The 26715-nt window shown below is 69.6% G+C and carries 17 protein-coding genes; 9 read left to right on the top strand and 8 right to left on the bottom strand.

Going from position 1 to position 26715, the window contains the following annotated elements; translation table 11 throughout:
- Window positions 1-249 precede the first annotated feature (249 nt).
- From AB1L88_RS14455 to AB1L88_RS14430, 6 genes are all read left to right on the top strand, one after another.
- A complete protein-coding gene (locus AB1L88_RS14455; RefSeq protein ID WP_367097379.1) occupies window positions 250-864 on the top strand; it encodes a sigma-70 family RNA polymerase sigma factor in 615 nt (204 codons plus the stop codon).
- Window positions 864-2975, top strand: coding sequence for a serine/threonine-protein kinase (locus AB1L88_RS14450; RefSeq protein ID WP_367097378.1), 2112 nt, complete (start codon window positions 864-866; stop codon window positions 2973-2975). The genes AB1L88_RS14455 and AB1L88_RS14450 overlap by 1 nt, the downstream gene beginning before the upstream one ends.
- A gap of 166 nt (window positions 2976-3141) precedes the next feature.
- Window positions 3142-5448 carry a hypothetical protein gene (locus AB1L88_RS14445; RefSeq protein WP_367097377.1) on the top strand — a complete coding sequence of 769 codons (2307 nt, stop codon included), beginning with the start codon at window positions 3142-3144 and terminating at the stop codon, window positions 5446-5448.
- A 103-nt stretch (window positions 5449-5551) separates the two neighbouring features.
- Entirely contained in the window at window positions 5552-6310 is a 759-nt protein-coding gene (locus AB1L88_RS14440; protein ID WP_367097376.1) for a lipoate--protein ligase family protein, read from the top strand.
- Window positions 6311-6659: 349 nt separating this feature from the next.
- Window positions 6660-7118, top strand: coding sequence for a hypothetical protein (locus AB1L88_RS14435; protein WP_367097375.1), 459 nt, complete (start codon window positions 6660-6662; stop codon window positions 7116-7118).
- Between the two features lie 80 nt (window positions 7119-7198).
- Window positions 7199-8194 carry a DUF1559 domain-containing protein gene (locus AB1L88_RS14430; RefSeq protein WP_367097374.1) on the top strand — a complete coding sequence of 332 codons (996 nt, stop codon included), beginning with the start codon at window positions 7199-7201 and terminating at the stop codon, window positions 8192-8194.
- 142 nt (window positions 8195-8336) lie between these two features.
- Here the strand turns inward: AB1L88_RS14430 and AB1L88_RS14425 are convergent, their stop codons facing one another.
- The 5 genes from AB1L88_RS14425 to AB1L88_RS14405 all read right to left on the bottom strand — a co-directional run bounded on the left by AB1L88_RS14425 (window position 8337) and on the right by AB1L88_RS14405 (window position 16919).
- On the bottom strand, window positions 8337-9278 hold the full coding sequence (locus AB1L88_RS14425) for a hypothetical protein (protein ID WP_367097373.1): 942 nt from the start codon (window positions 9276-9278) through the stop codon (window positions 8337-8339).
- Window positions 9279-9432: 154 nt separating this feature from the next.
- Complete coding sequence (locus tag AB1L88_RS14420; protein WP_367097372.1) at window positions 9433-12411, bottom strand: FG-GAP-like repeat-containing protein; 2979 nt, start codon at window positions 12409-12411, stop codon at window positions 9433-9435.
- A gap of 7 nt (window positions 12412-12418) precedes the next feature.
- Entirely contained in the window at window positions 12419-13642 is a 1224-nt protein-coding gene (gene trpB, locus AB1L88_RS14415; protein ID WP_367097371.1) for a tryptophan synthase subunit beta, read from the bottom strand.
- 45 nt (window positions 13643-13687) lie between these two features.
- Entirely contained in the window at window positions 13688-16162 is a 2475-nt protein-coding gene (locus AB1L88_RS14410) for a serine/threonine-protein kinase (RefSeq protein ID WP_367097370.1), read from the bottom strand.
- A 25-nt stretch (window positions 16163-16187) separates the two neighbouring features.
- The gene (locus AB1L88_RS14405) at window positions 16188-16919 is read right to left on the bottom strand and encodes a sigma-70 family RNA polymerase sigma factor (protein ID WP_367097369.1); all 732 of its coding nucleotides are present in this window, start codon (window positions 16917-16919) and stop codon (window positions 16188-16190) included.
- A gap of 138 nt (window positions 16920-17057) precedes the next feature.
- Between AB1L88_RS14405 and AB1L88_RS14400 the strand changes: the two genes are divergently transcribed.
- A complete protein-coding gene (locus AB1L88_RS14400; protein ID WP_367097368.1) occupies window positions 17058-18113 on the top strand; it encodes a PEP-CTERM sorting domain-containing protein in 1056 nt (351 codons plus the stop codon).
- A gap of 332 nt (window positions 18114-18445) precedes the next feature.
- Here AB1L88_RS14400 and AB1L88_RS14395 read toward each other — a convergent pair whose 3' ends face one another.
- Window positions 18446-18898: a cytochrome c gene (locus tag AB1L88_RS14395; RefSeq protein WP_367097367.1), complete on the bottom strand. Its 453-nt coding sequence runs from the start codon at window positions 18896-18898 to the stop codon at window positions 18446-18448.
- Between the two features lie 323 nt (window positions 18899-19221).
- Between AB1L88_RS14395 and purM the strand changes: the two genes are divergently transcribed.
- On the top strand, window positions 19222-20322 hold the full coding sequence (purM, locus tag AB1L88_RS14390) for a phosphoribosylformylglycinamidine cyclo-ligase (protein WP_367097366.1): 1101 nt from the start codon (window positions 19222-19224) through the stop codon (window positions 20320-20322).
- Window positions 20323-20421: 99 nt separating this feature from the next.
- Here the strand turns inward: purM and AB1L88_RS14385 are convergent, their stop codons facing one another.
- A complete protein-coding gene (locus tag AB1L88_RS14385) occupies window positions 20422-22188 on the bottom strand; it encodes a hypothetical protein (protein ID WP_367097365.1) in 1767 nt (588 codons plus the stop codon).
- Window positions 22185-22847 carry a tyrosine-protein phosphatase gene (locus AB1L88_RS14380; protein ID WP_367097364.1) on the bottom strand — a complete coding sequence of 221 codons (663 nt, stop codon included), beginning with the start codon at window positions 22845-22847 and terminating at the stop codon, window positions 22185-22187. Before AB1L88_RS14380 ends, AB1L88_RS14385 begins: the two co-directional genes overlap by 4 nt.
- A 478-nt stretch (window positions 22848-23325) precedes the next feature.
- On the opposite strand from AB1L88_RS14380, the gene AB1L88_RS14375 reads away from it, so the two are divergent.
- Complete coding sequence (locus AB1L88_RS14375; RefSeq protein ID WP_367097363.1) at window positions 23326-26706, top strand: cytochrome c biogenesis protein CcdA; 3381 nt, start codon at window positions 23326-23328, stop codon at window positions 26704-26706.
- The last annotated feature ends 9 nt before the right edge of the window (window positions 26707-26715 follow it).

The raw sequence follows: 26715 nt of genomic DNA, 5'->3' as shown, positions 1-26715 counted from the left end.
TTTCCTCGGGTTCTTGCATGGCTTCTGATCATGTGTGTGACGAAAAATCAACGTGTTTCGGCGCGGAGATTCGCATGGCTTGACATCATTTGTGGGAGGGTGTTAGCGTTGCTCATCGCTGCGTGGGTGTGATCGCGACGACGCGTTCCAACACGGCGCCCCCCACCAGGGAGAACGATCGTGATGAACACGGTGGTGGCGAGCAGCGGGGGCGATCGTTGAGTTTCGTCGAGCTGCGAGGGACGATCGATGGCGATCACGGACTGCGGCGAGACCGATCGCGGTTTGATCGGGAAGGTCGCCGACTGGCGCGATGCCTCGGCCTGGAACCGGTTCGATGCCCTCTATCGGCCGATGGTGCGCGGCTGGGGCCGGAGGTTCGGCCTGCAAGGGGACGACCTGGAGGAACTCTGCCAGGTCGTCATGATCTGGCTCAGCCGGAAGATCACGAGCTTCCACGAGGCGCCATCGAAGACCTTCCGGGCCTGGCTGCGGTGCGTCGTCTCCTCTCGGGCGATCGACCTGCTGCGTGCCCGGCGACGGTCGTTGCCGGTGATCGATCCCGACGCGATGAGTGATGCGCGATCGCCGGCCGAGCTGCCTTCGACGTCTCGCCCCGCCGGCGGCCGCCTGCCGTCGGTGCCCGACGAGGTCCTGCAGAGCGTCCGGCGCCGGGTCCAGCCCGAGAGCTGGCGGATCTTCTGGATGGTCCGCGTCGAGGGCGTGCCCGTCGACGAGGTCCGCCACCTGTTCGGCAAGACCTACGCGGCGGCCTACCGCAATCAGGAACGCGTGGCTCGGATGCTCCGCGCGGAGCTGGAACGGCACGGGAAGTCGTCGGCATCGGACTCCCGGAGGCGGTGATGGCCCTGGCGTCCTGCCCGAGTCTCGGCGAGCTGCGACAGCTTGAATCCGACTCCCTCGACGATGCCACCTTTGCCGCCCTCGAAGCTCATCTCGAACGGTGTGCCCGCTGCCGATCCCGGCTTGAGCAACTCCTGGCTGACGCCTCCGGGTTTCTCGACTCCCCTTCTGTCCCGGAACCCGATCGGTCGGGAGGGCCGCCCTCGATCCCCGGCTTCGTCGTGCGGCGCGAGCTGGGGCGTGGTGCTTACGGGGTGGTCTACCTGGCCACCCGGGGCCTCGACGGTCGCCCGGTGGCCCTGAAGTGTCTCGGCGGCGGCCCTGCCGAGCTGGCCCGCTGGCGACGCGAGGCCGACACGCTCCGCCGGCTCGAACTGCCCGGCGTCGTGCGATTGCTCGACGCCCACGAGGCCGGGGGCTGGGTGTTCCTGGTGATGGAGTACCTCGCGGGCGGGAGTTTGGAGCCGCGGATCGACCCCTCCCTGTCGCCCGAGGCCGTCGCCCGGCTGGTCGAGCAGATCGCTCGAACGGTCCATTCCGTGCACCAATCGGGCCTGCTCCACCTCGACCTGAAGCCCTCGAACATCCTGCTCTCCGGAGGTCGGGATGAGCCGCTCGACCGCGTGCGGCCCCTGGTCGCCGACTTCGGGCTGGCCCTGCCCTGGGGGGATGCCGAGGCCACCTGGACGATGGCCCTCGGCCCCCGGGGGACCCCCTCGTACATGGCCCCCGAGCAACTGGTCCCCGAGCGGCACACGATCGGCCCCGCGGCCGACGTCTATGCGATCGGGGCGATCCTCTACCGGATGCTCGCCGGCCGGCCTCCGTTCCTGGCCGCGACGAAGCTGGAAACCTATCTGCACCTGCGCGACCGCGAGCCCGTCTCCGTCCGCCGATTGAACCCGAATGTCCCCCAGGCGCTCGAGACGATTTGCCTGGCCTGCCTCCGCAAGTCGCCGGGACGACGCTACGCCTCGGCCGAGGCGATGGCCGACGACCTCCGCCGCTTCCTCGACGGCCAGCCGATCCGCCAGCGAGCCACGCCGAACGTCGTGAAGGGGGCCCGCTGGTGCCTGCGCAACCCGCTGGTCGCCGGTTTGAGCCTGGCGCTGGCCGCGTCGGTGGTGAGCCTCGTCGCCGTCCAGGCGACTCGCCTGCGCGCCTCAAGGGCCGAGGAAGTTCGCCTCGATCGCGAGCTCGTTCGCCTCGAGGAGAACCTCGCGCTCTCCACGGACGTGCTGACGCATTACTCGAGCTACGCCCATTCGCTGTTGTTCAAGGATCGGGCGATCGACGGGTCGTTCGTCCTGGCCGAAATCACCCCGGTCAGGGCCCGGCTGGAGCGGGCCCGCGATTCGGGCACCATCGACCCGGCGAACCTGTACGCGCTCGGCCTGGTGGATCTGCTGACGGCCGAGATCCTGCTGTCTCAGAAACAACCCCTGGAGGAGATCCGCCCGCACCTGATCGAGGCGAGAAACGTGTTTCAGGACGCGATGCGACGCGCCCCGGCGGCCCCCCACATCGAGGGAAACCTGGAACGGCTCGGCACGCATTGGTTCCTGCATCGGATCGGGGCGACCCTCGGGTACCTCGAACAGACCGATTATGCGTACGACTGGCAGGGCTCGGTCACCGAGCTGGTCGACGCGATCGAGCAGGATCTCGACATGCTGGGGATCGGCCGCCGGGCGGCGTTGACGCCCGTCATGAATGTCATGTCCTACATCGGCATCGGCCAGCGCAATGCCGATCATCCCGACGGCTCGAAGTTCTTCTTCCAGTGGCAAGGACTGGGGGGCCGCATCATGTCGCAGACGGTCGACGGGATCGACGAGGCCGAGCGCACCGCGGCGCTCTACGAGGACATCGCCCGGGAACTCCACCGGCGCCACCCGTCCGAGCCGTCCTACGTCTATCTGCTCGCCGAGGTCTACCAGCAGAAGGCCAAGAACTGCTGGAAGCGAGAGGACCTCGACGGGGTCCGATGCTGGCTCGCCCGGTCGATCGAGGTGAACGAGCAGGCCGTGGATCTCGACCCATCGGTCGAGCGCTATCAGACCGTCCTGGCCGATCGCCGGCGTCGCCTCGCCGAGATTCCCGTCGACTGACCCGGCCCGGGGGCGGCCCGGCGGCCCGGAAGATCCCCCCCAGGCGGGTCGGATTGACACAAGAGCACGCGCCGGTACAATCCGCCTCGGATTCCGGCCAGGCGGTCGGCACGAGGGATCGTGCGCGGATCCGGGCGAAGGGGCACGAGGCGATCGCGAGGCAGTCATGGACGATCGAGGATCGGCACGCGACCCGGGCCACGGTCGGCGCATCCGGGTCGAATGCGTGCTCCTGGCCACCGTGGCCCTGCTGGCGTTGATGGCGGCTCCGAGCCTCTGGGGAGAGGTCTACACGACCGAAGATCTCGGATTCTTCCACCTGCCGCTGCGCATCTTCTTCGCCCGATGCCTGGCGACCGGGGCCGACCCGTCCTGGTGTCCTCAGCTGTTCTGCGGGTTCGACCTGCACGGGGAAGGGCAAATCGGCCTGGCCCACCCGTGGCATCGCCTGCTCTACCGGGCGTTCCGGTTCGAGACGGCGTTCAATCTCGAATTCCTGATCAGCTACCCGGCCACGATGCTCGGGATGGCCTGGCTCCTGCGCCGCCGGGGCCTGCCGATCGACGCGTCGCTGCTCGGCGGGTTCGTGGCGGCCTTCGGTGGATTCCTTGTCTACCACTACATGCACGTGAACGTCGTGGCCGTGGTGGCCCATGTCCCCTTCGCCTTGCTGGCGATCGACGCGATCATGCGGCGCGACTCGGCCCGGGGCCGGGCCTGGCCGGGCGTGGCGCTGGCGGTCATCACCGGCTCGCAGCTCCTGCTGGGCTATCCGCAGGCGGTCTTCTTCTCGATGATCCTGGAGGGGCTCTACGTCGCCTCGGCCTGGGCAGAGCTTCGCGGTTGGCCGCGATGGCTGCCGGCCCTCGTCTTCGCGAAGGTGCTCGGCCTGGGGCTGGGGGCCGTGCAGGTCTTGCCGTCCTGGGGGGCCCTGGCCGAGTCGGAACGCTCGGCCCCGACCGCCGAATTCCTCGGGATGCTCTCGCTGCCCCCCGCCAACGCGATGCAATGGCTCGTCCCGTATCTGTTCGAGAGCCGCGTCTACGCCCCGGCGGAGGAACTGGTCCCCGGCTGGAGGGTCGAGGCCGCGGGGACGCTCTCCGACGCCCGGGTCAAGGAATACGGCGCCTACAACGGCGTCGCGGTGCCGGTGCTGCTGGCCTGGGTGGTCATCCGAGGGCGACGCCTGCGGCACGGTCACCTCGCCGCCTGGGCCGTCGCCGCGGCGGGCCTCGGCCTGGTGCTCGCGTTCGGGAAGTATCTCCCGGTCTTCGAGGTGACGCATCGGCTGCCGGGCTTCAACGTCTTCCGGGCCCCGGCGAGGTTCGTGCTGCTGATTCATCTCGCCTCGGCGGTCCTGGTCGCGGTGGCGTTCGCCGATCTTGCGGCGTTGCGCGATCGGGGCGATCGGCTTCCCTGGCGGCGGCTCTGGCCCCTGGCGCTCCCGACGATCGGCTCCCTGGCGATCGTCGCGGCCGCCCGATTCGGATCGCCCGAGGCGTGGCTGGCCGATCATCAGGCCCCGCTCGGGGGCTTGCTGCTCTCGGTCGCCCTGGTCGCGGCGGCCTCCGCCCTGGTGATGGCCGCGGCCCGCCGCGTGTCGTGGGCGCCGACGGCCCTGGCCGTCTTGATCGCGGTCGACCTCGGCGCTTACGGCATGTCGTACCTCGCCTCGGGTTCCCGGGCGAAGCTCGACCTGCTGGCCGCCTTCCATCCCGTGGCCTCGCGGTCGATGGGGGAGCGGTCGGTCTTCGGCCCCGGGACGCTCGTTTGTGACAATATGTGGATGTTCAACGGCCGGGGGCTTGTCGAAGGCTATGCCGGGCTGACCCCCGTGCGTCGGCTCGACTATTCGAAGCCGTCGAGCCGGCGCGTGGCGTCGGCCGCCTGGAGCGTCGGCCACCCCACCACCCCGCTGCCCGATCCGCTCCCCCGGGCCCGGCTGGTGGCCGAGGCCCGCGTCAGCGGCGATCCGAACCGCGACCTCGACGCGATCGATCCCGCGGCCGTCGCGCTCGTCGATCGCCCGGTGACGCTGGAGCCCGGCGGGCCGTCGGGCGGCGACCCGATCATCGTCCGGGATCAGCCGGGAGAGCTCCGGGTCGTGGTCGATTCGCCGGCCCGCCGCCTGCTGGTCCTCTCCGAGCGGCACCACCACGGCTGGACGGCTCGGGTCGATCGCCGACCGGCCGAGATCATCCGGGCCTACGGCGATTTCATGGCCATCGTCGTCGATGAAGGGCGGCACATGGTCCACCTTCGCTTCGAGCCGAAGACCAGGGCGGCCGGCGAGGCCGTCTCGATCGCCTCGATGGCGTTGCTCATCGCCTGGCCGTTGTGCCTGCGGCACCGAGCACGATGGCCGTTTGCCGGGCGAGACCGCGCCTCGCGTCTCAAGGGATTCCACCGCCGATCGGCCGCCTCGGTTGCGTCTCCCGGCCGCCTTGCGAGACAATCGACGCCCCCCGAATGACCGCGAGGCTCGCCGGGTTCCCGGGCCGTTGCCCGGGCCTCGCCGGCCGCATCGGCCCTCGACGGCTCGGGTTCATTGCGATCGCGGAGCGAGACTTGCCCCGATGACGGATGCCGACCTGCCCCCGTTCCGGATGCTCGATTGCACGCTCCCCGGGGTCTTCGCCAATCTGGCGCTCGATGAGGCGCTCCTGATCGAGGCCGATCGGGACGACGCCCCTCCGCTCTTGCGGACCTGGGAGCTGCCGGAATTGGCGGTCGTGATGGGGGCCTCGTGTCGCACGGCCGAGGCCGTCCGGGTGGACCGATGCCTCGCCGAAGGGGTCGGCATCGCCCGACGAAGTAGTGGTGGGGGCACGGTCCTGATCGGGCCGGGTGCCTTGAACTTCACCGTGATCCTGCCCATCGACTCGGCTCCGGGGCGGCTCGCGGTCGATGAGGTGCAACGATGGGTCCTCGGCCGGGTCGCCGAGCGGTTGCGGGCCCTCGGGCCCCCGGTCGAGGTGCTCGGCTCCGGCGACCTCGCGCTGCGAGGCCGGAAATGCTCGGGGAGTGCCCAGCGCCGCTTGAAGCGGAGGTTCCTGGTGCACGCCACCATCCTCTATGACCTGCCGGCCGGCCTGATCGCCCGATACCTCGGGGTTCCTCCGAAGCGGCAGCCCGCATATCGGGAGGGGCGGTCGCACGACGCGTTCGTCACGAATTTACCATTGCCGCGACCGGCGATCCTCCGGGCGGTTCGAGACGCCTGGATCGCGCCGGGCGAGCTTCCCGAGGCCGAATCCGCCGCCGTCCCCGACGCCCTGATCGCCGACCTGATGGGCTCGAAATATACCGATCTCGCCTGGATTCGACGGTTCTAGCCCTCGAAGCGTTTCGTTCGGTCAAGACGACGCTGCCCGTTCCCCGATCAGGGCGACGATCGTCCTCCGTACGTGCTCGAATTCGATATTCCTTCGAATTCAGGATGCCGAAACCAATCGAAGGGGGCGATCTCCCCCGATTGCTCGGCGGGCCGTCGGATTCCCCCCTTTCGGGGATTGTGTCTTTTTCCTTGACTTTTCGGATCCGATCCGCGAAACCAGTTTTGATGGGAAAGATACCGGGATATCCTAGAGAGATTAGGTGCATGCATAGTCTCTCGGATTCGGCGGTGTCGATCTCCCTGATGTTCCGGATTTCGCAATTCGAGACGCTTGAAGGCGGCAATTCATGACCGAACTCGGGATCGGAATGGTTCGACGTCACCACGTCGCGATGCTGGCTCTGTTGGCGGTGGCGTTCCCCGTCGCGGGATGCGGGGGGGGCGATGGCCTCGATCGCCAGCCGGTGACGGGGACCGTGACGCTTGACGGGCAGCCGCTGGCCACGGGCCTGATCACCTTCGATCCGGCGTCGGCCACGGCGGAAACGTCGACGGCGACTGAGATCGTCGACGGGGCCTATACGTTTAGCGAGCAGAATGGGCCGGTTCCGGGCGCGTATCGCGTCGTCATCAATTCCTCGGGCGGTGAGGCCGTCGAGCCGCCGGCCGGTCAGGCGCCGGGTGATACCTATCTTCCCCCGCCCGAGGAGAAGGTTCCCTCGAAATACAACTCGAACACGACCCTGACCGCGACCGTGGAGTCGGGGTCCGGTGAGCCGATCAATTTCGAGTTAACCTCGGATTGATTCGTCGGAGTCGCCGGGCCATGTCGGTCCGGTGAGCATCGTCCTCGTCCTATTGAATTTGAATGATCCGGAGGTCATTGATGCGAAAGACTTCCCGCAAGGGTTTCACCCTGATCGAACTTCTCGTCGTGATCGCCATCATCGGCGTCTTGATCGCCCTCTTGCTTCCTGCCGTGCAGAGCGCCCGAGAGGCCGCCCGCCGCGCGCAGTGCACCAATAATCTCAAGCAAGTCGCCCTGGCGATGCACAACTACCACGACACCTTCGGCTCCCTGGCCCCCGGCCGCAAGGGATGCTGCTGGGGCACGTGGCAGCTCTTCATCCTGCCCCAGCTCGAGCAGGTTGCCGCCTACAACTCCTTCAACTTCGACGGCAACAACGCGGGCGGGCCGGACGGCACCCACCGCTACTTCGGCGTGGTCAACCACACCTCGGCGAACCTCGTGATCTCGTCGTACATGTGCCCGAGCGACTCGGGGTCCAACCCGGCCAACCCGATCACGGCGAACGTCAACGGCACGATCTACGAGTGCAAGTACCGCAACTACGTCATCAACATGGGCAACACCACCGTCACCCAGTTGAACATGCCGGCCTTCGGCATCAACTTCGGTGGCGCCCCGTTCTATGACATGGGCTCGCCCAACATCGACATCGCGCCGGAGTACTACCCCGGCCGGACGACCCGCAAGGTCGTCGGCTTCTCGTCGATCAAGGACGGCCTGAGCAACACCCTGATGAACTCCGAGGTCATCATCGCCAACGGCCGCGACCTCCGCGGCTTCACCCAGTGGGGCGATGCGGTCGGGTTCAGCGGCTTCCTCACCCCCAACAGCAAGTCGCCCGACGTGATCGACGACTACTGGTGCAACCGGCAGCCGCCGAACCCCCCCTGCACGCCGAACACCAGCGAGCTGGACAAGACCTACGCCGCCCGCAGCTACCACCCGGGTGGCGTGAACGCGGCCATGGCCGACGGCAGCGTCAAGTTCGTCAAGGACACCATCAACGTCTTCGTCTGGCGGAGCCTGAGCACCACCAACGGCGGCGAGGTCATCAGCGCCGACCAGTTCTGAGCTGAGCCCTGATCCGCGTCCGACGACGTGGCCCGCGATCGCACGACGAGCCCGCCCGGTTCACTCCTCTGAACCGGGCGGGCTCGTTGCGTTCCGCGGCCAGGTGGCGCGACGCCCAGGAGCAGGACGGTCCGCTTCGGGCTCAGGGCTGCTCATCTGTTCCCGCGTCGGTGTTGGAATCTGCGTCGGTCTCTGCGTCTGCGCTGGCCTCTGCGTCTGCCTCGGTTCCGGCGGGTACCGCGGTCGGCTCGCCGCCCGTGGCCTGGTCATCGTCGCCGTCGGTTCGGATCTCTCGCGGCGGGATGATCGTGTCCGGGAGGGCCGAGGTCAGGTCGTCGGCGCCGTTCTCGGTGATGTTGGTCCGATCCAGGTAGAGATAACTGAGGTTGTCGAGTTCCGAGAGCACCGGCACCGCGGCATCGGTGATGGTCGTGTCGCTGAGATACAGGTTGCTCACCTGGGGGATCTCCCTCAGGTACGTAACCCCTTCATCGGTGATCGGCAGGCCGACGAGGTAGAGCGTCGTGAGCCCTTCGATCGGCGCCAGGTCGGCCAATCCCGGCCCCGAGACCGCCGTGTTGGTCAGATGAAGCGTGCTCAATTGTGTCAGTGGCGCGAGCGATTTGAGGCCCGCATCGGTCACGTCCGTGTCGGTGAGATTCAGTTCGCGCAACTGCGAGAGGCCGTTGATCTGCGCCAGGCCGGCGTCGCTGATGCCCGTCCCCGAGAGATTCAGCACGGTCAATTGCGACATGTCCTTCAGCGCGGCCAGGCCCTCGTCGGTGATGGCCGTGTTGCTCAGGTCGAGCCACGAGAGGTTCTCCAGCGCCTTCAGGTTCGCCAACCCCACGTCCGTGACCTCGGTCCCCCCGAGGAAGACGGAGCTTGCCGTCGTGATCGTGCCGACCTCCGCCAGCTCCTCATCGCCGATCGGCTTGCCGTCGAAATTGATCACCGACACCGAGCCGTTCTCGGCCAGCTCGACCGTCCCCCCGGCCTTCTCGATGGCCGTTCGCTCGGCCGATTGCGACGAGCAGCCCGCCGCCAGCAGGGCACAGGCCATGAATCCCTTGAGAACACGCATTGATGAATCCTAGATGGTGATGTTGAAGTGTCTGGGGCGACATCCAGCCCGCGAACGCCGGCCAACACCCTCCAGGATTGTAATGCTCCATCCTGCGCAACGCGACCGTCAGGCCGCCGTCATCCGGGCGTCGCGGCAGGCACTCGTCCCCGACTCAGGGACACCGCTCGGCCTGGTCGGCCCCCTCGCGGACCAGATAGCGATGATCGGCCTCCAGCCCCTCGATCGTCTCGCGGAGCCCCGAGGGCCAGTCGACCTCCAACCGATCGACCCGAGCGGCATCGCCCAGCCCCACGTGCAGCCAGGGGCCTGAGGCCGACTGATAACTGCCGCCCCCGACCCGGGGCACGACCCACCGACGGCCCCCTGCCCAGACCGAACAGACCGCGCCGATCGCGTCGCGATTCGAATGTCTGCCTTCGAGCCGCAGCGTGATCCAGTGCCCCGGCTCCTCGCCCCGATTCAGGAAGAGGCCCAGCGGCCCCCCCTGGAACAGGGCGACCGCATCGACGCGACCGTCGCGATCGAGATCCCCGACCGCCAATCCCCGGCCCAGCCGAGCGACGCCCCAGGGCGGGGCGTCGGCACCCTCCGGCGGTACGAGCCGACCCTGGCCGTCGTTCACCAGGAGTTGCGTCGGCATCGCGTACGGATACTGCGGGCGGAAGTCATCGACATGACCATTGACGGTGAACAGATCGAGATGTCCGTCGTTGTTCGCGTCGATCAGGGCCGTGCCGAATCCGAGCAGCGACCGCGTCGCCGAGACGAGGCCGACGGAGGCCGATCGGTCGAAGAACTGGCCGCCGCCGAGGTTCTCGTAATAGGTCGTCCCCTCGCCGAAGAAGTTCGTCACCAGCAGGTCGATCCGCCCGTCGCCGTTCAGGTCGCCGCAGGCGATCCCCATGCCCGCCTGATAGCCCCCCTGGGCATTCGCCGCCAGGCCGGCCGCCTCTCCCAGTTCCTCGAAGGTGCCGTCGCCCCGATTCCGGAAGAAGAAATTCGCGGTCGCGTCGTTGGCGACGGAGAAGTCGATCCGACGGTCGCCATCGAGGTCGGCCGCCAGCACGCCCAGCCCCCGGCCCGGCCGGGGCACCCGGATCCCCGCCTCCTCCGAGATGTCTACGAAGTGACCGTTGTCGTTGCGGTACAGCCGGTCCTGCTGCGCCGTCAGGGCCAGGGGATGGCAATAGGAGAACGATCCATCCTCACGCTGGCACCGAATCGGGTGCTCGACATCCCAGACCACGTAGCGCGTGATGTAGAGATCGAGATCCCCATCGAGGTCGATGTCCGCGAATGCCGCCGAGGTCGGCCAACCGTCGAGCGCCCCCAGCCCGCTGGCGAGGGTGACGTCCTCGAACGTCCCGTCCCCGCGGTTGCGGTAGAGCGAACCGCCCCCGAGCCGGGTCACGAACAGGTCGGGATCCCCGTCGTTGTCCAGATCTCCGACGGCCGCGCCGATCCCGTATCCGGCCTCCCGCCCCAGCCCGCTGGCGAGGGTGACGTCCTCGAACGTCCCGTCCCCGCGGTTGCGGTACAGGCGGTCGCCCGACCCCGGCGGCCTCCCTCCCCGAGCCCTCAGCGGCCCCCCTTGCACGGCGAAGACGTCGAGCCAACCGTCTCCATCCGCGTCGAGCAACGCGACCCCGCCGCTCATCGTCTCGGGGAGCTGTCGGTCGGCCGTCCGGCCGGGGTCGTGCACGAAGTCGAGCCCCGCCTCCCGCGCCGCATCGACGAAGTGGATGGATCGCGAGATGCTGGAACCTTCGTGCGGCCCGTCTTCGCCGCGATCGCCCGCGCGGATCGATTCCAGCAACCGCGCCAGGGTCGGCTCGGCGCCGGATGGGGGCGCGGGCGGAATGTCTCGGAGTCGGACCAGGGCCGCTCGCGACTCGTCGTCATGCCCTCGGGTGCGGGCGATGAGGGTCCACCACGCCTCGGCCTCGAACCGCCGGCCCAACGCTTCGGCCCATCGGGCGAGCTGCGGGCCTTCCTCGATCAGATCGGCCTTGAAGTGGCGATCTCGATAACGGTTGAGCACGTCATCAACGGCCCCCTTTCGAGCCCGGATCTCCGCTGCTCCCTCCAGCTCGCCCGACCGGACGAGGCATTCCGCCAGGCGTTCGAGCGCCTCGGGGTGTTCCGGGTCGTACTCCAGGAGCCGATCGAGGGCCGACCGCAACGCGCCCAGGTCGCCGCGACGATCCGCGAACCAGGCCTCGATGGCCAGCAGTCGAGCCGGTGGCAGCCGATCCTCGGGCACATGCCCCAGGGCCTCGCTCGCCTCGTCCTCATCGCCCCGGGCCATTGCCAGCCGAAGCTGAGCGACCCGGACGGCGGGATCGTCGGCTCGGCGGTCGAGGCATTGCTCAAGCCACCTCTGGGCGTCGTCGAGCCGACCCTCCTCGATCGCCAGGTGGAGCAGGCCGAGCCAGACCCGATCGTCCGTCGGAATCCGAGCCAGGGCCGCGTCCAATTGCGCCCGCTGCTCCTCGATCGCGGGGGGCTCGAGATCGACCGAGGAGTACTGCCTCAGCAGGTTGCGCGGCGACGACACCCCCGGCCATTCCCGGCCGGGAGGCTGCTTGAGGGCCTCGGCCCAGACCGCCTCCAGCACGGGCCTCGTCTCGTCGCGCCTCCCGGTCAGGAACAGGAGCCGCACCAGCTGCTCGCGGAGCATGGCGAGCGTCTCGGGCAAGATCCCCTCGGCGGGGTCGTCGATCGCGCGGCGGAGGATCAATTCCGCCCGGGCAAGCTGCCCCCGATCGATCAGGAGCCGGGCCGAGGTCAGGGCCGCCCGGGGCCCGAATTCGCCCGTCTTGAGGTTGAGAAGGTGATCCCAGGCCACGATCGCCGCCTCGTGATTGCCGAGATCCCGCTCGGCGATCCCGAGGTAATACGCGGCCCGAGGATGCTCGGGCTGCTCCTCGACCAGGCGGCGAAGCGCGGCGCGGGCCGACTCGAATCGCCCCGCCTCCAGGTCGGCCCCGGCCCGATCGACCCGGGCCTCGAACTGCCGGTCCTGCCCGCGTCGCACGGCACCATACGCGAGCCAGAGGCCGACGATCGCCAGGGCGACCCCGAGCAATGACCCGCGGACGATGAGGGCAGAACGGCGACTCTCACTCACGAGGTGGTCAATCCATCGGTTCCCCGCGAATGCGGGCGATTTCGTAGGCGTCCTTGTCCCCTCGGCCCGAGAGGCAGATCACCACCACCTTGCCGGGCCCGAGCCGGGCGGCTTCCTTCATCGCCTGGGAGACGGCGTGGCTCGACTCCAGCGCCGGCAGGATCCCCTCGCGGCGGGCCAGGGTGCCGTAGGCTTCGAGGGCCTCGGCGTCGGTGATCGCCTCGTACCGGACGCGGCCGATGTCCTTCCAGTAGCTGTGCTCGGGGCCGACCCCCGGGTAATCGAGCCCGGCGGAGATCGAGTGCACGTCGCTCGTCTGACCCTCGTCGTCCTGCAAGACGTAGCTGAAGCTGCCGTGCAAGACGCCGGGTTGACCCTGGGTGAGGCTGGAGGCGTGCTGGCCGAGGTTCGAGTTGTGCCCGCCGGCCTCGGCGCCGACCAGCTCGACCCCCTCATCGCCGATGAACGGGAAGAACATCCCCGCGGCGTTCGACCCGCCGCCGACGCAGGCGACCACCGCATCGGGCAACCGGCCGACCCGGTCGAGGCACTGCTGCCTTGCCTCCTTGCCGATGACCGACTGGAAGTCCCGGACGATCATCGGGAATGGGTGCGGGCCGACCACCGACCCGATCGTGTAGTGCGTCTCGGCCGACGACCCCATCCAGTCGCGCATCGCCTCGTTCGTGGCGTCGCGGAGGGTCCTCGATCCGGTCGTCACGGGGACGACCGTTGCCCCCATCGTCCTCATGTTGAAGACGTTGAGCTTCTGGCGGCGGATGTCTTCCTCGCCCATGTAGACCGTGCATTCGAGGCCCGTCAGGGCGCAGGCGGTGGCCGTGGCCACGCCGTGCTGGCCGGCCCCGGTCTCGGCGATCACCCGCTTCTTGCCCATCCGCTGCGCGAGCAAGACCTGGCCGATCCCGTTGTTGATCTTGTGCGCGCCGGTGTGGTTCAGGTCCTCGCGCTTCAGGTAGATATCCGCCCCGCCGATCATCGCGGACAGCCGCTTGGCGAAGTAGAGCGGCGACGGGCGGCCGACGTAGTTCGTCAGCAGGTCGTCCATCTCCTGCCAGAAGTCCGGGTCGGCTTTGATTGTCTCATACGCCTCGGACAGTTGGTTCAGGGCGTCCATGAGGGTCTCGGGCACGAACCGGCCGCCGAAGGGGCCGAAGCGTCCGAGGGCGTCGGGGAGGGTCTTCGGGTCGGCGGCGTTTGACGTCGTGGCCATGCGCGGGCATATCCTTCCGAAAGGCGAGCGGCGGACGAACACCTCTCATTGTTTCGCGAACGTCGAGGGCGGGTCAAGGCGTTCCGCCGGAGCCGATGCGACCGCCGAGTCCCCCTCGGGGACGAGGGCGAGGCGTCGGCGGCGCTCGGCCAGTTCGATCCGGAGTCGAGAATCCTCGGGCCCGAGGGCAAGAGCGGCCTCGGTCGCCTCGATCGAGGCACGCATCCAGCGCCGGACGGCGGCCAGGTCGTCGCGCCGCCAGGCGTTCTTGGCGTGCTGCTGGGAGGCGGCGGCGAGCAGCTCATGGCAGCCGGCCGAGTCGGGATCTCGGCCGACGGATTCCCGGGCGACGGCGAGGAAGCATGCGGCGACCCGCTCGGCGTCGTCGATGCTCCCGTTCTGGCGAACGGCCGAACAGAAGAGGAAGCAGGCGGGCGCGAGCGATTCGGCCGCCTTGCCCGGGGAAATCCCCATCATCGAAGTCTCGGTGAGGATGAGGTCGACCAGTTCGGCGGGCGACACGTCCCACCCGAGGCCCGGGCCGGCCCCCGGATCCGAACGCCCGATCAGGGCGCCGATCCGGTAGGTGAGCCAGCGGGTGGTTTGCCAGCCGCCGATCAGCTCGTGATCGATCGCGCCGAAGTCCGCCGAGTAGGCCGCCAGCAGTTCCCGCGCCGCCGCCTCGTCGCCGAGGCCCAGCAGGGTGCCGGCCTGGCTCAGCACGAAGTAGGGATCCTGACGCCAGGAGTCGCCCAGGCGCCCGGTCATCAGGTTGCCGGCCTCGGACAGCCAGCGCCCGTTCGCCTCGTGGTCGCCCCGGCAATAGCCCCGCCAGGCGATCCATTGCAGGAGGATGTGGAAGTGAATCAGCGTCGGCCGGGCGATCGCCGACAGGGACGGCGACCGGGCGAACGCGAGGGCTTCCTCGGCCAGCGCCTCGGAACGCGAGTGATCGAGGCTCGCCTCATAGATCATCGCGGTGAGCTTCGCCTCGGCGTGGCTCCGCCGGATGGATTCGACGTCCGGGGCGAGCCGCACGGCCTCACTCAGCGCGGCTTCGGCCTCCTCGATCAGCGGGGCGATGTCGGCGGTGATGTTGAGGCCGCCGAACTGGGCGACCGTGGCGGCCATCAGGTCGATCTGGCCGAGGGCCGCGAGGTTGGCCGCGTCGATCGTCCCGGACTCCCAGGATCGCCGGAACCGCTCCTGGACCGGGGCGAGCTGTTCGACCAGGCGATCGGGGGCGAGGGGCCGCTCTCGAAAGAGCATGACGTTGGAGTAGTCCTGGTAGACGTGCAGGACCTCCGCCGAGAGCCGCAGGTTCTCCGCCAGCCGGGCGACCTCCCGCTCCTGGCGGGCATCCTCGATCCGGGTCGCCCGGAGCCGGGCCGACTGGATGCCGGACAGGGCGACGGCCATCACCAACGACGCCAGGCCCAGCCCGGCGGCCGCCTGGTTCCGCAGGCACCAGCGGGCGGCGACCACCGGCCGGGGCGTCGGCCGCTCTGAGATCGGCCGGCCGTCGAGGAAGCGCCTCAGGTCGTCGGCCAACGCCTCCGCCGAGCCGTAACGCCGGGCGGGACGCTTGCGGAGGCAGGCCAGGCAGATCGTCTCCAGGTCCCTCGGCACCTCGGGGTTGAGCCGCCGGGGCGGGACGGGCTCGCGGTCGCGGAGCTGCAGGTACGTCTCGATCTTCGTCGGGGCCAGGAACGGCGGCCGTCCGGTGAGCATCCGGTAGAGCAAGGCGCCCATCGCGTAGACGTCGGCCGCCGGCCCGAGGGTCGAGCGTTCGGGGGCGAGCTGCTCGGGGGCCATGTACGAGGGGGTGCCCCGGGGGCCGGCGGCCATCGTCCAGGTGGCCTCGGGGTCGTCGCACGGCAGGGCGAGGCCGAAGTCCGCGACCCTCGGCCGGCCGCCGTCGATCGGCCCGTCGGGATCGCCGTCGAGCAGGACGTTCGAGGGCTTCAGGTCCAGGTGCAAGAGTCCGCAGCGGTGGACCTCGGCGATGGCCCGGGCGACCCCCTCGACGACCCGCGCGGCCTCTTCGGGCTTCGGCGGCCGGGCCGGGTCGAGCCGGTCGTGCAGGGTGCCGCCGGCGACGTACTCGATCGCCAGGAAGGCCCGGCCGGCGACCTCTCCCGAGTCGATCAGGCGGACGACGCCGGGATGGTCGATCCGCCGCATCGCCCCGGCCTCGCGACGCCATCGGGCCAGGTCGTCCGGCCCCCCGCCGAGCAGCTTCAACGCCACCGGCCGGCCGTCGTCGATCCGAGTCGCCAGGTAGACGACCCCCATGCCGCCTCGGCCCAGCTCCCGCTCGATCCGGTAGCCGGGCACGTCCACCGACGGAGCCGATGAGATCGGCGGGGCATTCCAGGGCCGCTCGAGGAACCACCGCTCGAGCGTCCGGCGGCAGCGGTCGCAGCGTTCCAGGTGGTCATCCAGGTCGGCAAAGTCGGCCGTGCGGAGCGATTCGGAGGCCAGCCGCCTCAGGTCGTCGAGGCTCGGGCAGTCGATCATCTCCGGGCCCTCGGGGGGAAGCGGTTCAGGCCGATGGGGCAGGGTGGCGGGGGAGTCGACGCTCGGCCTCGTCGCGGAGCATCCGGGCGATCCGCTCCTGATTGCGGAAGGTCGCCGCGTAGGTCTTGCCGACGGCGGCGGCCACCTCGGCCACCGGCCTGCCGTCGACGCGGATCAACCAGAAGATCCGCCAGTTCTCCGGGGCGACCCGGGCGCGGACGGCCCGCTGGACCTCCTCGACCAGCCCGTCGAGGCGGTCGTCGCGGGGGGGCGGGGTCGCCTCGGGGCGCGGGTGCCAGTGGGGAGCGACCTGCGCCTCGGGGGCGGCCAGCGCGGCGGGGGATCGGCGGCGGGCCCGGATCTGCTCGACGGCCCGGCAGTGGGTGATCCGGCGGAGCCAGCCCCGGAAGGACCGCGACGGATCGTAACAGAACCCCTTCGCCCGGCCGAGCACGCCGACCAGCACGACCTGGCAAAGCTCCTCCAGGTCGTCCCCGGCGAACCCGAACTGCCGGCCCCAGCGGCGGACCATCGGCCGGTAGGTCGCGTCGAACCGCCTCCAGGCCGACGCGTCCCGCCAGTCGGCCACCCGCCCAATCAGCATCCGGTCGGTCGTCCCGCCGTCGAAGTCCGCCATCGACTCCTCCCCCGGCCCCGGCGATCGGCCGCGGGGCCCGTGTTCATCCCGATCGTACTCCCCGTCGGAGAGCGAGGCCAAGGCGGCCAGACGCCGCCGGCCCGCGATCGTGATGGTCACGCTAACACCACCCATCGGATGATGTCAAGCAATGAGAATTGCGTCGGAGCAACACGTTGCGTCCCCGCCTCTCGAGTGCGCGGGGCGACTCATTGCTGGGCCCGCCTGTCACGCCCGATCACGTATGGAGGCCGTATTGTGAAGACAACTCCGCGACACTCCCGACTCCTCGTCTGCCTGGTCGCATGGGCCGCGGTCCTCGCCGGCTCGGAGGCCCGCTCGGATTCGATCCTCGACGTGTCGGTGTACGCGACCCTGGCCGAACGCCCGATGACCCTCTCGTTCGGGGCCGACGGCGAGCTCTTCGTCGGCTCGTCGCGCACGGAAGGCGCCGACATCGATGCCTCCTGGGTCTATCGGGTCGCGCCCGGGGGGGGCGTCGCCTCGACTTATGGGAATGCCCGGCTCCTCGATCCGGACGCCGTGCTCTTCGACGCCGACGGGAGGATCTCCGGCGTCGCCGGCTCGGTCATCGTCGGCGGTGTCGCCACCTGGAACGGCATCCAGGAGCGCGGCCGGCTCTCGGCCATCCGACCCGACGGGACGATCCAGTCGATCGACAGCCCCCTCTTCCAGAACCCGGTGCAGATGGCATTCGACTCGACCGGCCGGATGCTCTTCACCAACCAGGGGGACTCGCGTGGCGTCTTCGCCGTCACCCCGGGGCCGGCGGGGAATCAGCTCTCCCAACTGATCGGGTTCCCCGATCCGCTCCAGACCCCCCGCGGCCTGGCCATCGGCCCGGGCGACCTGATCTACACCGCCCACGTCGATGGCGTGATCCGCGTCCATGCTTCCGATGGGTCGCTCGTGAACGACGCGTTTGCGACCGTGTTCGACCCGACCGGGTGGTTACCCGGAGAACGATCCAGCGGCCTGGCCTTCGCCAATGGCGGCCTGTTCGGCACCGATCTCTATGCCACGACGGGGCGATCCGGAGAAATCCTGCGAATCAGCCCGTCAGGCCAGACCGAGACGATCCTCTCGGGCCTCGGCGGGATCACCGGCATCGCCTTCGGCCCGGACGGTGCGATGTACCTGTCCGACCACCAGAACTTCCGGATCCTTCGCGTCGCGCCGAGCAACTCGCCCCCCGCGGTGATCCCGGAGCCGGCGTCGCTGGTGCTGTTCAGCCTCGGCGGGCTGGCGGTCGCCGGGCTGAGGTTCCGGATCTGGTCCAGGAACCGCGGTTGATGAAGAAGCCGGATCGGTTCCCTTGGGGGGCTGATCCCGCAGTACCTCCCGAGCGTCAAGGGCGAGAAACCCGCGAACTTCGGTCCCGTCTCGCCTTTCCCAGGGACGGCCGCGACCTCCGGACGGGCCGAAGGGCCCGGGGCGGTCGTGGGCTCCGGCCCATGATGGGCCGCTGAAGGGAGGAAGGTTCCCCCATCCGGGCCGGAATCGCCCCCCGCGCAACGCACACGGCCCGCGGCCCGACCGAGAACTCGGGGTCGGGCCGCGGGCCGTGATGATTGGGGCGTGATCGAGGCGGATCGCCTGACCAATCGCGTCAATCCCTACCCGGCTCAGAAGTCGTCTTCGACGCGGAAGACCTTGTGGCACTCGGCGCACGACTTCTTGACCTCGGTGTGGGCGTTCTTCGACTCGGCCTGGTCGCCGGACTCGACCTTCTCGATCAGGGTGCCGAGGTGCGTGTTCATGTCGTCCATCAGCTTGACCCAGGCCTCCTTCGGATTCTCGAGATCCTTGGCCGTCTCAAGCGCTTCTTCGTTCTCGCGGGCCTTCTTGCCCAGTTCGAGCAGCAGCTTCGCCTCGGTCAGGGCGTCTTCCTGCGACTTCTTGAAGGAAACCGGGGTGCGAAGATAGCGATTGATCTTGTTGTTGGCGGCGCTCACCTTCTCCATGATCTCATGGAGGTTTTCTTCGTCTTCCAGCACGGTGGCGGCCGAGAGGCCGGCCGACAGGGCAGCAACGAGCGAGACGCTGGCGGCCAGCGCGAGCCACTTGCGCAACATCATCGGTCAAGGTCTCCGGAGTCTGATGAAAAGGTCATTCGTGCAACAAGGAAGGAGTGGGATCGTTCGGCAGAAAGACGACAACCGCGCACGAACTCTTCGGCCGCCGCCTCGAAGCAGATCTCCTGGCAGTCTCGCCACCATAAACCGCCGGCCCCTCAGAATGCAAGCGCCCTGAGTCGGCCGAGAAGGCAACGGTCCCCCGGGCGGCGGCCGTCTGGTACACTGAGATCATCCTCGATTGCCACCCGGCCCGATCGACCTCCCACCCGGCCCGGCACAGCCCGACCGGACGGCCCCGCACGACAGACCCGGACCGACCGCCCATGCCAGATCCCGAATCCGATCTCGAGCCGAATCCGAAGCCGATCGACTACAAATCCGCCGGCGTCGACCTCGACGCCTACGAGGAGACGATGCGGCAGATCCCCCCCTTGCTGCGCCGGACGTACACCCCCCGGGTGATCGAATGGCCGGGGGGCTTCGCCGGCCTCTTCCGGCTCGACGACAAGATCCGGCTCCTGACGCGGACCTACCACGACCCGGTCCTCGTGGCCTCGACCGACGGCGTCGGCACGAAGCTGAAACTGGCCTTCGCCACCAACCGGCACGAGACGGTCGGCATCGACCTGGTGGCGATGTCGGTCAACGACTGCCTCTGCGCCGGGGCCGAGCCGCTCCTGTTCCTCGACTACGTCGCCATGAGCCGCGACGACCCCGATCTGACCCGCCGGATCGTCCAGGGCATCTCCGACGGCTGCATCCAGGCCGAGAGCGCCCTGCTCGGCGGCGAGACGGCCATCCTGCCCGACTTCTACCACTCGGGCGAGTACGACCTGGCCGGGTTCGCGCTCGGCGTCGTCGATCGCAAGCAGATCCTCGACGGCTCGGAGGTCCGGGCCGGCGACAAGGTGATCGGCCTGGCCAGCTCGGGCCTGCATTCGAACGGCTACAGCCTGGCCCGCAAGCTCGCCTTCGACGTGGCCGGTTTGAAACCCGATTCGTACGTCCCGAAACTCGGCCGCACCGTGGCCGACGAGTTCCTGGAGCCGACCCGCATCTACGTCAAGGCGATGAAGACGGTCTACCGCCACTACCGGGTCAAGCGCATCGTCCACGCCATCGCCCACATCACCGGCGGCGGCCTGATCGACAACCCCCCCCGGGTCCTGCCCGAAGGCCTGGCGATCCGGCTTCGCCGGGGGTCGTGGGAGATCCCCCCCGTCTTCGGCTGGCTCCGCTCCCTCGGCCACCTGCCCGACGACGAGGCCTTCCGCGTCTTCAACATGGGCATCGGCCTCGTCCTGATCGTCGCCGACTACTACGCCGAGGCCATCGCCCGCTACCTCCGCACCGAGGCCGGCGTGCCCGCCTGGGTCATCGGCGAGGTCGAGCCGGGCGAGCGCTCCGTCCGCTGGGCCGAGTAACTCCGCCCGGGACGCATCGCGCAAATCGAACCGGGCCGGGCATGCAGCATGCCCGGCCCGGTTCGTCCGATTCGCGGCTGCCTGCGATCAGGGCGTAGGTTACTCGCCCAGCTCCTCCCGCCGATCGGGATACATCGGCCCCTCGGTCCTGGCCAGCACGCGAGGCTCCCCGGTCCGGTCCTGCATGGTCCGGACGAGCTGGATCGGCGGGGCCGACTCCGGCCACCGCTCGAATTCCGACGGGTGCAGCAGGACGAAGTGCGGCGACTGCCCGCGAGGCTCGACGTCGAGCGCCTCGGGGGCCGGGATCTGCCGGACCTTCCGGCCCGTGTGGAAGGCCAGGTCGGCCGGCCAGCGGTCCCGATCCGGGATGCCCGGGTTGAACGTCGTCGAATTGATGAAGTAGAGCGTCGCCCGCCTCGGCATCCACTGGCCGATTGCCCGCCCCCAAGGGCCCTGGCTGGCCCGGTAGTTCCACTCCGGGGCGATCACGCCCCAGTGGGCCAGCTTCAACCCCAGGCAGACCAGGACCAGGGCCGCGACCCCCAAAATCGGCCGCGACCTCGACCGGCCCACCATCGCGACGCCCGGCGCGAACAGGGCCATCGCGATCAAGGTGATTGCCAGCGGGCGGTACGCCCCGATCGCCGCCGCCACGTAGCCGAAGACCGGCGTGGCGATCGCGGCCCAGCCCACGGCCCCCGCGATCGTCGCGGCCCAGAAGGCACGCCTCGCCCACGGCGACAGCCCCGACCCGTCGCCGAGCACCCGCTCCAGGCTCGCCGCCGACGCCATCGCCAGGCCCACGAGCATCGGCACCCGGGCCGCGTTGCCGAGCCCCGGGATCACGGTCCCGGCCAGCGCCAGCGCCGCGACGATCTTGAGCCAGTCGAGGACGAACGCCCGCTGGTCTTCCGACCACCCCTCGCGGACCGATCGGAACGCGGGCAGGATCGCCAGGATCGACCACGGCAGGGCATACGCCGCCGCCCATGGCACCAGCGTCCAGGTCGACCCCTTGACCATCGGCAGGGCCACCGCCGCCGCCCAGGCGTCGAACCGGGCCGTCGACCAGGCCCAGACCGACCAGGCCAGGCCGATCGCCAGCGCCCCGAGGGCCGCCCGGCCCGGCTTCGCCCCCTCCTTCGACCCGAGCACGACCGCCGGCACCGCCACGATCGCCAGCATCGGCCAGCCCCCGGCCAGCCCGGCGAGGCCCGCCAGCAGGCCGACCGCCAGGTCCGGCCCCCGCGACCGGAGCCGGTCGAGCGCCAGCACCGCCCCAAGGCCGGCAATGAGGTTCAGGTCGGGGATGATCGGCTTGAGCATCAGGGCATGGCTGCCGGTCAGGCCGTAGACGAGCCAGGCGATCGCCCCGTCGAGCATGCCGATCCCGGCCGCCGATCGGTCGATCATCGCCACGGTCCCGGCCGTCGTGAGGGCCGCCAGGAGGGCCGCCCGATGCCCCATCACCGCCCCGAGGCGTCGCGACGCGACCAGGGCAATCAGGGCCGCCGCAATCGCCTCAGGCCACCGGACCGCCGCGGCCGTCGCGGTCACGCCGCCGTAGAACCAGGCCCAGATCTGGCTCGGGACGAGCCGGCCCGGCAGCAATCCCGGCTCCCAGGCGCCATAGACCAGGCCAAACGAACCCATTCGCTCGCCCGCGGCCATCCCGAGCCGGGCCTCCTGCGGCCCCAGGTCGAGCCTCCCCGCGCCGAGCAAGGTGAAGACGGTGATGACCGCCACGACAAGCACCTGTGTCAGCCGGACGCGCCGAACGGTGGAGCCTTCCAGCGGCTGATCGGCCCTGAGGCGTCGCGGGGGGGCGATGATTTCGGGGGTGCGGGTGGTTGCCTGGCTCATCGGGTCGTCCCTCCGTGCTCGTGCCCGTCATCTGCCCTGGCGAAGGTTGCGTCGGATGCAGGGGGCGGGGCCTCTTGCCCGTTTGAAGGCTCCCGGCCCGGTCGGCCCGGGATCCCCGGGAAGGTGTCGGTCGGCCACTGATCGACCATGCCGTAAACGTAGCCGCAGAGCCAACCTTCGCGGTATCCGTGCCGCTCCAGCTCGGCCGCCACGTCGTCGAGCGTCCACCCCTGGCGTTCCATCCGGTAGAGGGCGACGATGGCCCCGGTCCGGCAGGTCCCCCGGGCGCAGTGGACCAGCACCGGATGCCGCATCGGGTCGTCGATCGCCTCGAGGACCTGGCGGAACTGCTCCTCGCGGCCGAACCCGTCGCCGGGCATCGGCAGGTTGAGGAACTCGACCCCGAGCCGCTCGACCAGCCGCCGCTCGGCCTCGACGTTCGGCCCCGGCAGGTGGAAGCTCACCACGGTCTTCAGCGAATACGTCTCAATCGCCTCGGCCGTCTGTTCCGGGGTGAGCTGGCCGCTCCGATAGAGGACCCCGGGCGTGACCACGTCGAAGTGGTCCCAGACCAGGCGGTTGTTCTGCACCTCGATCGTCAGCCAGGTCGCCACCCCGGCGACGATCGCCGTCAGGGCCGCGGCTATCGCAATGCGCATCAAATCGCCTCCCCGGTCCGCCATTCGAGCGTCTTTGTCGTTCGTTCGAATCCGATCCACGAGCCGCCGGGGTCGATCGACGTGCGAAAAGGGGGGCTTCGGGGTGCTTTACGCAGGGGCGTTCCGCTCTCCGATTCCAGGCCCGGCGGGAGGCGGATCGTAGGGCGATCCCCCCGAACGGTCAACCCGGATCGCCCGGCCGCCGGGGGCCGGGTTTCCGCCCCGATCCCCGGCCGGGCGGTCCCGTGGCCCTTCGGAGTCCAGGGCCGATCGGCCCGATTCGCCGCACAAACGCCGGCCGGCGATCGTACAGGGAGGCCAGGGCCGCGGTCCCCGGTTTCGGTCGGGTTGTGGCCGCGACGGAACGCCCGCTAGGATACAAAGGCAATGGAATTGAGGGGGCGGAGATCGATCGGACCTGCCGATCATCCATGGAGCCTCCTTTTTCGATCGACACTCGCCCGGGAGGCATGACGCGATGCGAATCGCCCGACGCTTCCGACCCTCGACGGTCGGCGGCCTGCTCCTCGCCCTGCTGATGGTGCCCGTTGCCACCGCATCGGCCGACGACCCGAAGCCAACCCGGAACGACTCCCCCGCGCCGCTGCAGCCGAAGGAGGTCGCCTTCACCGCGTCCGTCGAGCCGCAGCAGGCCCGCCCCGGCGAGACCGTCACCTACGCCATCACGGCCAGGCTGGACGATTCCTGGCATCTCTACGCCCATGCCGAGGAGATCCCCGACGGGGTCGCCGTCATCCCCACCCGCTTCGAGCTGTTCGCCCTCGGCGGCCTGGAACCGGACGAGAAGGGCTGGACCCCCTCGCAACCGCCGAAGGCGAGCGACCCGAATTCCGACCTCCTCAGCTTCGCCTACCACGAAGGCACCGTCACCTGGAAGCGCACCCTCCGCGTCCCCGACGACGCCCGGCCCGGCGTGGTCGATCTCAAGACCCAGGTCTTCTTCCAGCTCTGCGACGACTCCGTCTGCAAGCCCCCGACCCGCCGGACCATCCCGGCCGCGACCCTGACGATCCTCGACCCGGACACACAGGCCCAGGCCCGGATCGATCGCCCCGCATCGTCGCTCCTCGGCCTGTTCGGCCCGCTGCTGATCGCCCCCCAGGACGATGCCCAGCCGGAGCGTCGCGATTCCCCCGCCCCGTTGCAACCGAAGGAGGCGCAGTTCGCGACCGCGATCGAACCCCTCGAAGCCCGCCCCGGCGAGGTGGTCGAGTACCGGGTGAGCGTGACGCTGGACCCGACGTGGCACATCTACGCGATCTCGGAGACGATCCCCGAAGGCGTGGCGGCCGTGCCGACCCGCTTCGACCTGTTCGGGCTCGGCGGCCTGGAGCCGGCCGGCGAGTGGTCCTCGGACCGCGAGGCGCACGTGCCGGAGGAGGTCTCCGGGGTGCTGGCGTACGACTACTTCGAGGACGAGGTCGTCTGGACGTTGCCCCTGCGGGTGCCGGCCGACGCGGCGCCGGGCGAGCGGACGCTCCGGACGCAGATCCAGTTCCAGCTCTGCGACCCGAAGAGCTGCAAGCCGCCGACCCGCCTGACCCTGCCCCCCGTCACCCTGACCGTCCTGGAAGGCGACGGCTCAACCCCGAGCCCTGCTCCTGCCGATCCTGCTCCCGCTCCTGCCGATCCTGCTCCCACCGCTCCTGCCGATCCTGCTCCCGCCGATTCAGCTTCCGCCCCTTCCGCGGAACCGAGCGCCGCGGCTCCTGCCGCGCAGGACGACGCCCAGCCCGAGCGGCGCGATTCCCCGCCGGTCCTCCAGCCGAAGGAAGCCCAGTTCGCCACCTCCCTGGAGCCGGTCGAAGCCCGCCCCGGCGAGGTGGTCAACTATCAGGTATCCGTGACGCTCGACCCGACGTGGCACATCTACGCGATCTCGGAAACGATCCCCGAGGGGGTGGCCGCCGTGCCGACCCGCTTCGACCTGTTCGGCCTGAGTGGTCTGGAGCCGGCCGGCGAGTGGAGCTCGGACCGCGAGGCGCACGTTCCGGAGGAGGTCTCCGGGGTGCTGGCGTACGACTACTTCGAGGACGAGGTCGTCTGGACGTTGCCCCTGCGGGTGCCGGCCGACGCGGCGCCGGGCGAGCGGACGCTCCGGACGCAGATCCAGTTCCAGCTCTGCGACCCGAAGAGCTGCAAGCCCCCGACCCGGCTCACATTACCCCCGGTCACCCTGACCGTCCTTAAGGGCGATGGAGCGGCCCGGGTCCCGAAGCTGACGTCCTCGTCGGCGGTCGAGAAACCGGGTGCCCCGGAGACCTCGGCCTCGGACGAGGCTGAAGCGGTCGCCACCAGCCCCGGCGTCGCGACCGGGGAACTCGCGGAGAAGCTCGACCAGGGGTTGCTCCCCTTCATGGCCTGGTCGGCCCTGGGCGGCCTGGTCGCCCTGCTCATGCCCTGCGTCTGGCCGATGGTGCCGATCACGGTCAACTTCTTCGTCAAGCAGGGCCAGGTGCGCAAGGACCGCAGCACGACCGGCCTGGCCGTCACCTACTGCCTGGCGATCATCGGCGTCTTCACGCTGGTCGGCGTCCTGTTCTCGGCCTTCTTCGGCGCGGCCTCGCTCTCGCAACTGGCGAACGCGGCCTGGCTCAATCTGCTGGTCGCCGGCCTGTTCATCGCCTTCGGCCTCAGCCTCCTCGGCGTCTTCGAGATCCGGTTGCCGACCTCCCTGCTCAACGCCTCGGCCCAGGGCGAGGCCCGCGGCGGCCTGGTCGGCGTGATGTTCATGGCGATGACCCTGACGATCACCTCGTTCACCTGCACCTTCCCGGTCGTGGGCGCCCTGCTCGTGCTGGCGGCCGGCGGCAGCTACCTCTACCCGGTGATCGGCCTGGCCACCTTCGCCACGGTGCTCGCCCTGCCCTTCTTCCTGCTCGCCCTGGCCCCGGGCCTCCTGCAGAGCATGCCCAGGAGCGGCGACTGGATGAACGCCGTGAAGGTCGTCGGCGGCCTCATCGAGATCGGCGCCGCCTTCAAGTTCCTCAACACCGCCGAGATCAGCCTGGGCGCCAACCCCGAGGACGCCTGGCTCGACGCCCAGGTCCTGCTCGCCACCTGGGTCATCATCGCCGTCGTCTGCGGCCTGTACCTGCTCGGCATGTTCAAGACGAACCACGACCACGGCGAGGTGCAGGTCGGCGCCGGCCGCATCCTGTTCGGCACCCTCTTCCTCGGCCTCGGCCTCTACTTCTCGCCCGCGTTGTTCGGCTACCCGCCCAGGAGCAAGATTTACGACCGCGTCGTCGTCGGGCTGCTCCCGGCCGATGCCGATGAGATGGACATCCTCCTGCAGATGCAGAAGCGCGGCATGACCGGAGGGGGCGGGGGCGGCGGTGCCAGCCCCGGCGGGATGATCGTGGACGCCGACGAGACCGACCCCGTCCGCCGCGCCCGCAACTTCCACGGCGTCTGGTGGGGCATGAGCTACGAGGCCGCCCTCGAACAGGCCAGGGCCACCGGCAAGCCGGTCCTCATCGACTTCACCGGCGTCAACTGCGCCAACTGCCGCCTGATGGAGAAATCCGTCATCCCCCGGCCCGAGGTCGTCGAGCGCCTGGAGCAGTTCATCCCCGTGCAGCTCTACACCGACCGCGTCCCGGTCGACGGCCTGACCCCCGACGAGAAGTTCGACCTGGCCGAGCAGAACCTCATGCTCGAAGTCGAGCTGACCAGCCAGCAGGTCAGCCCGCTCTACGTCATCCTCACCCCCGACGAGCAGCTCGTCGTCACCCCCCGGGGCGGCTACATCGAGCCCGCCGACTTCGTCTCCTACCTCGACCGCGGCCTCGCCGAGTACGGCAACCTCGCCAAGACGGCCTCCGCGGGCGAGTGATTCACGCGC

Origin of the sequence: Tautonia sp. JC769 (genome assembly GCF_040717455.1) — a bacterium.
Lineage (GTDB): Bacteria > Planctomycetota > Planctomycetia > Isosphaerales > Isosphaeraceae > Tautonia.
This window is presented reverse-complemented; position numbering and strand designations above follow the sequence as displayed.

Coding starts and splice junctions, on each gene's coding strand:
- AB1L88_RS14440 (WP_367097376.1), top strand. CDS start 5,552: ATGACGGATGCCGACCTGCCCCCGTTCCGGATGCTCGATTGCACGCTC.
- AB1L88_RS14395 (WP_367097367.1), bottom strand. CDS start 18,898: ATGATGTTGCGCAAGTGGCTCGCGCTGGCCGCCAGCGTCTCGCTCGTT.
- AB1L88_RS14430 (WP_367097374.1), top strand. CDS start 7,199: ATGCGAAAGACTTCCCGCAAGGGTTTCACCCTGATCGAACTTCTCGTC.
- AB1L88_RS14410 (WP_367097370.1), bottom strand. CDS start 16,162: ATGATCGACTGCCCGAGCCTCGACGACCTGAGGCGGCTGGCCTCCGAA.
- AB1L88_RS14425 (WP_367097373.1), bottom strand. CDS start 9,278: ATGCGTGTTCTCAAGGGATTCATGGCCTGTGCCCTGCTGGCGGCGGGC.
- AB1L88_RS14455 (WP_367097379.1), top strand. CDS start 250: ATGGCGATCACGGACTGCGGCGAGACCGATCGCGGTTTGATCGGGAAG.
- AB1L88_RS14380 (WP_367097364.1), bottom strand. CDS start 22,847: ATGCGCATTGCGATAGCCGCGGCCCTGACGGCGATCGTCGCCGGGGTG.
- AB1L88_RS14435 (WP_367097375.1), top strand. CDS start 6,660: ATGACCGAACTCGGGATCGGAATGGTTCGACGTCACCACGTCGCGATG.
- trpB (WP_367097371.1), bottom strand. CDS start 13,642: ATGGCCACGACGTCAAACGCCGCCGACCCGAAGACCCTCCCCGACGCC.
- AB1L88_RS14375 (WP_367097363.1), top strand. CDS start 23,326: ATGCGAATCGCCCGACGCTTCCGACCCTCGACGGTCGGCGGCCTGCTC.
- AB1L88_RS14445 (WP_367097377.1), top strand. CDS start 3,142: ATGGACGATCGAGGATCGGCACGCGACCCGGGCCACGGTCGGCGCATC.
- AB1L88_RS14450 (WP_367097378.1), top strand. CDS start 864: ATGGCCCTGGCGTCCTGCCCGAGTCTCGGCGAGCTGCGACAGCTTGAA.
- AB1L88_RS14385 (WP_367097365.1), bottom strand. CDS start 22,188: ATGAGCCAGGCAACCACCCGCACCCCCGAAATCATCGCCCCCCCGCGA.
- purM (WP_367097366.1), top strand. CDS start 19,222: ATGCCAGATCCCGAATCCGATCTCGAGCCGAATCCGAAGCCGATCGAC.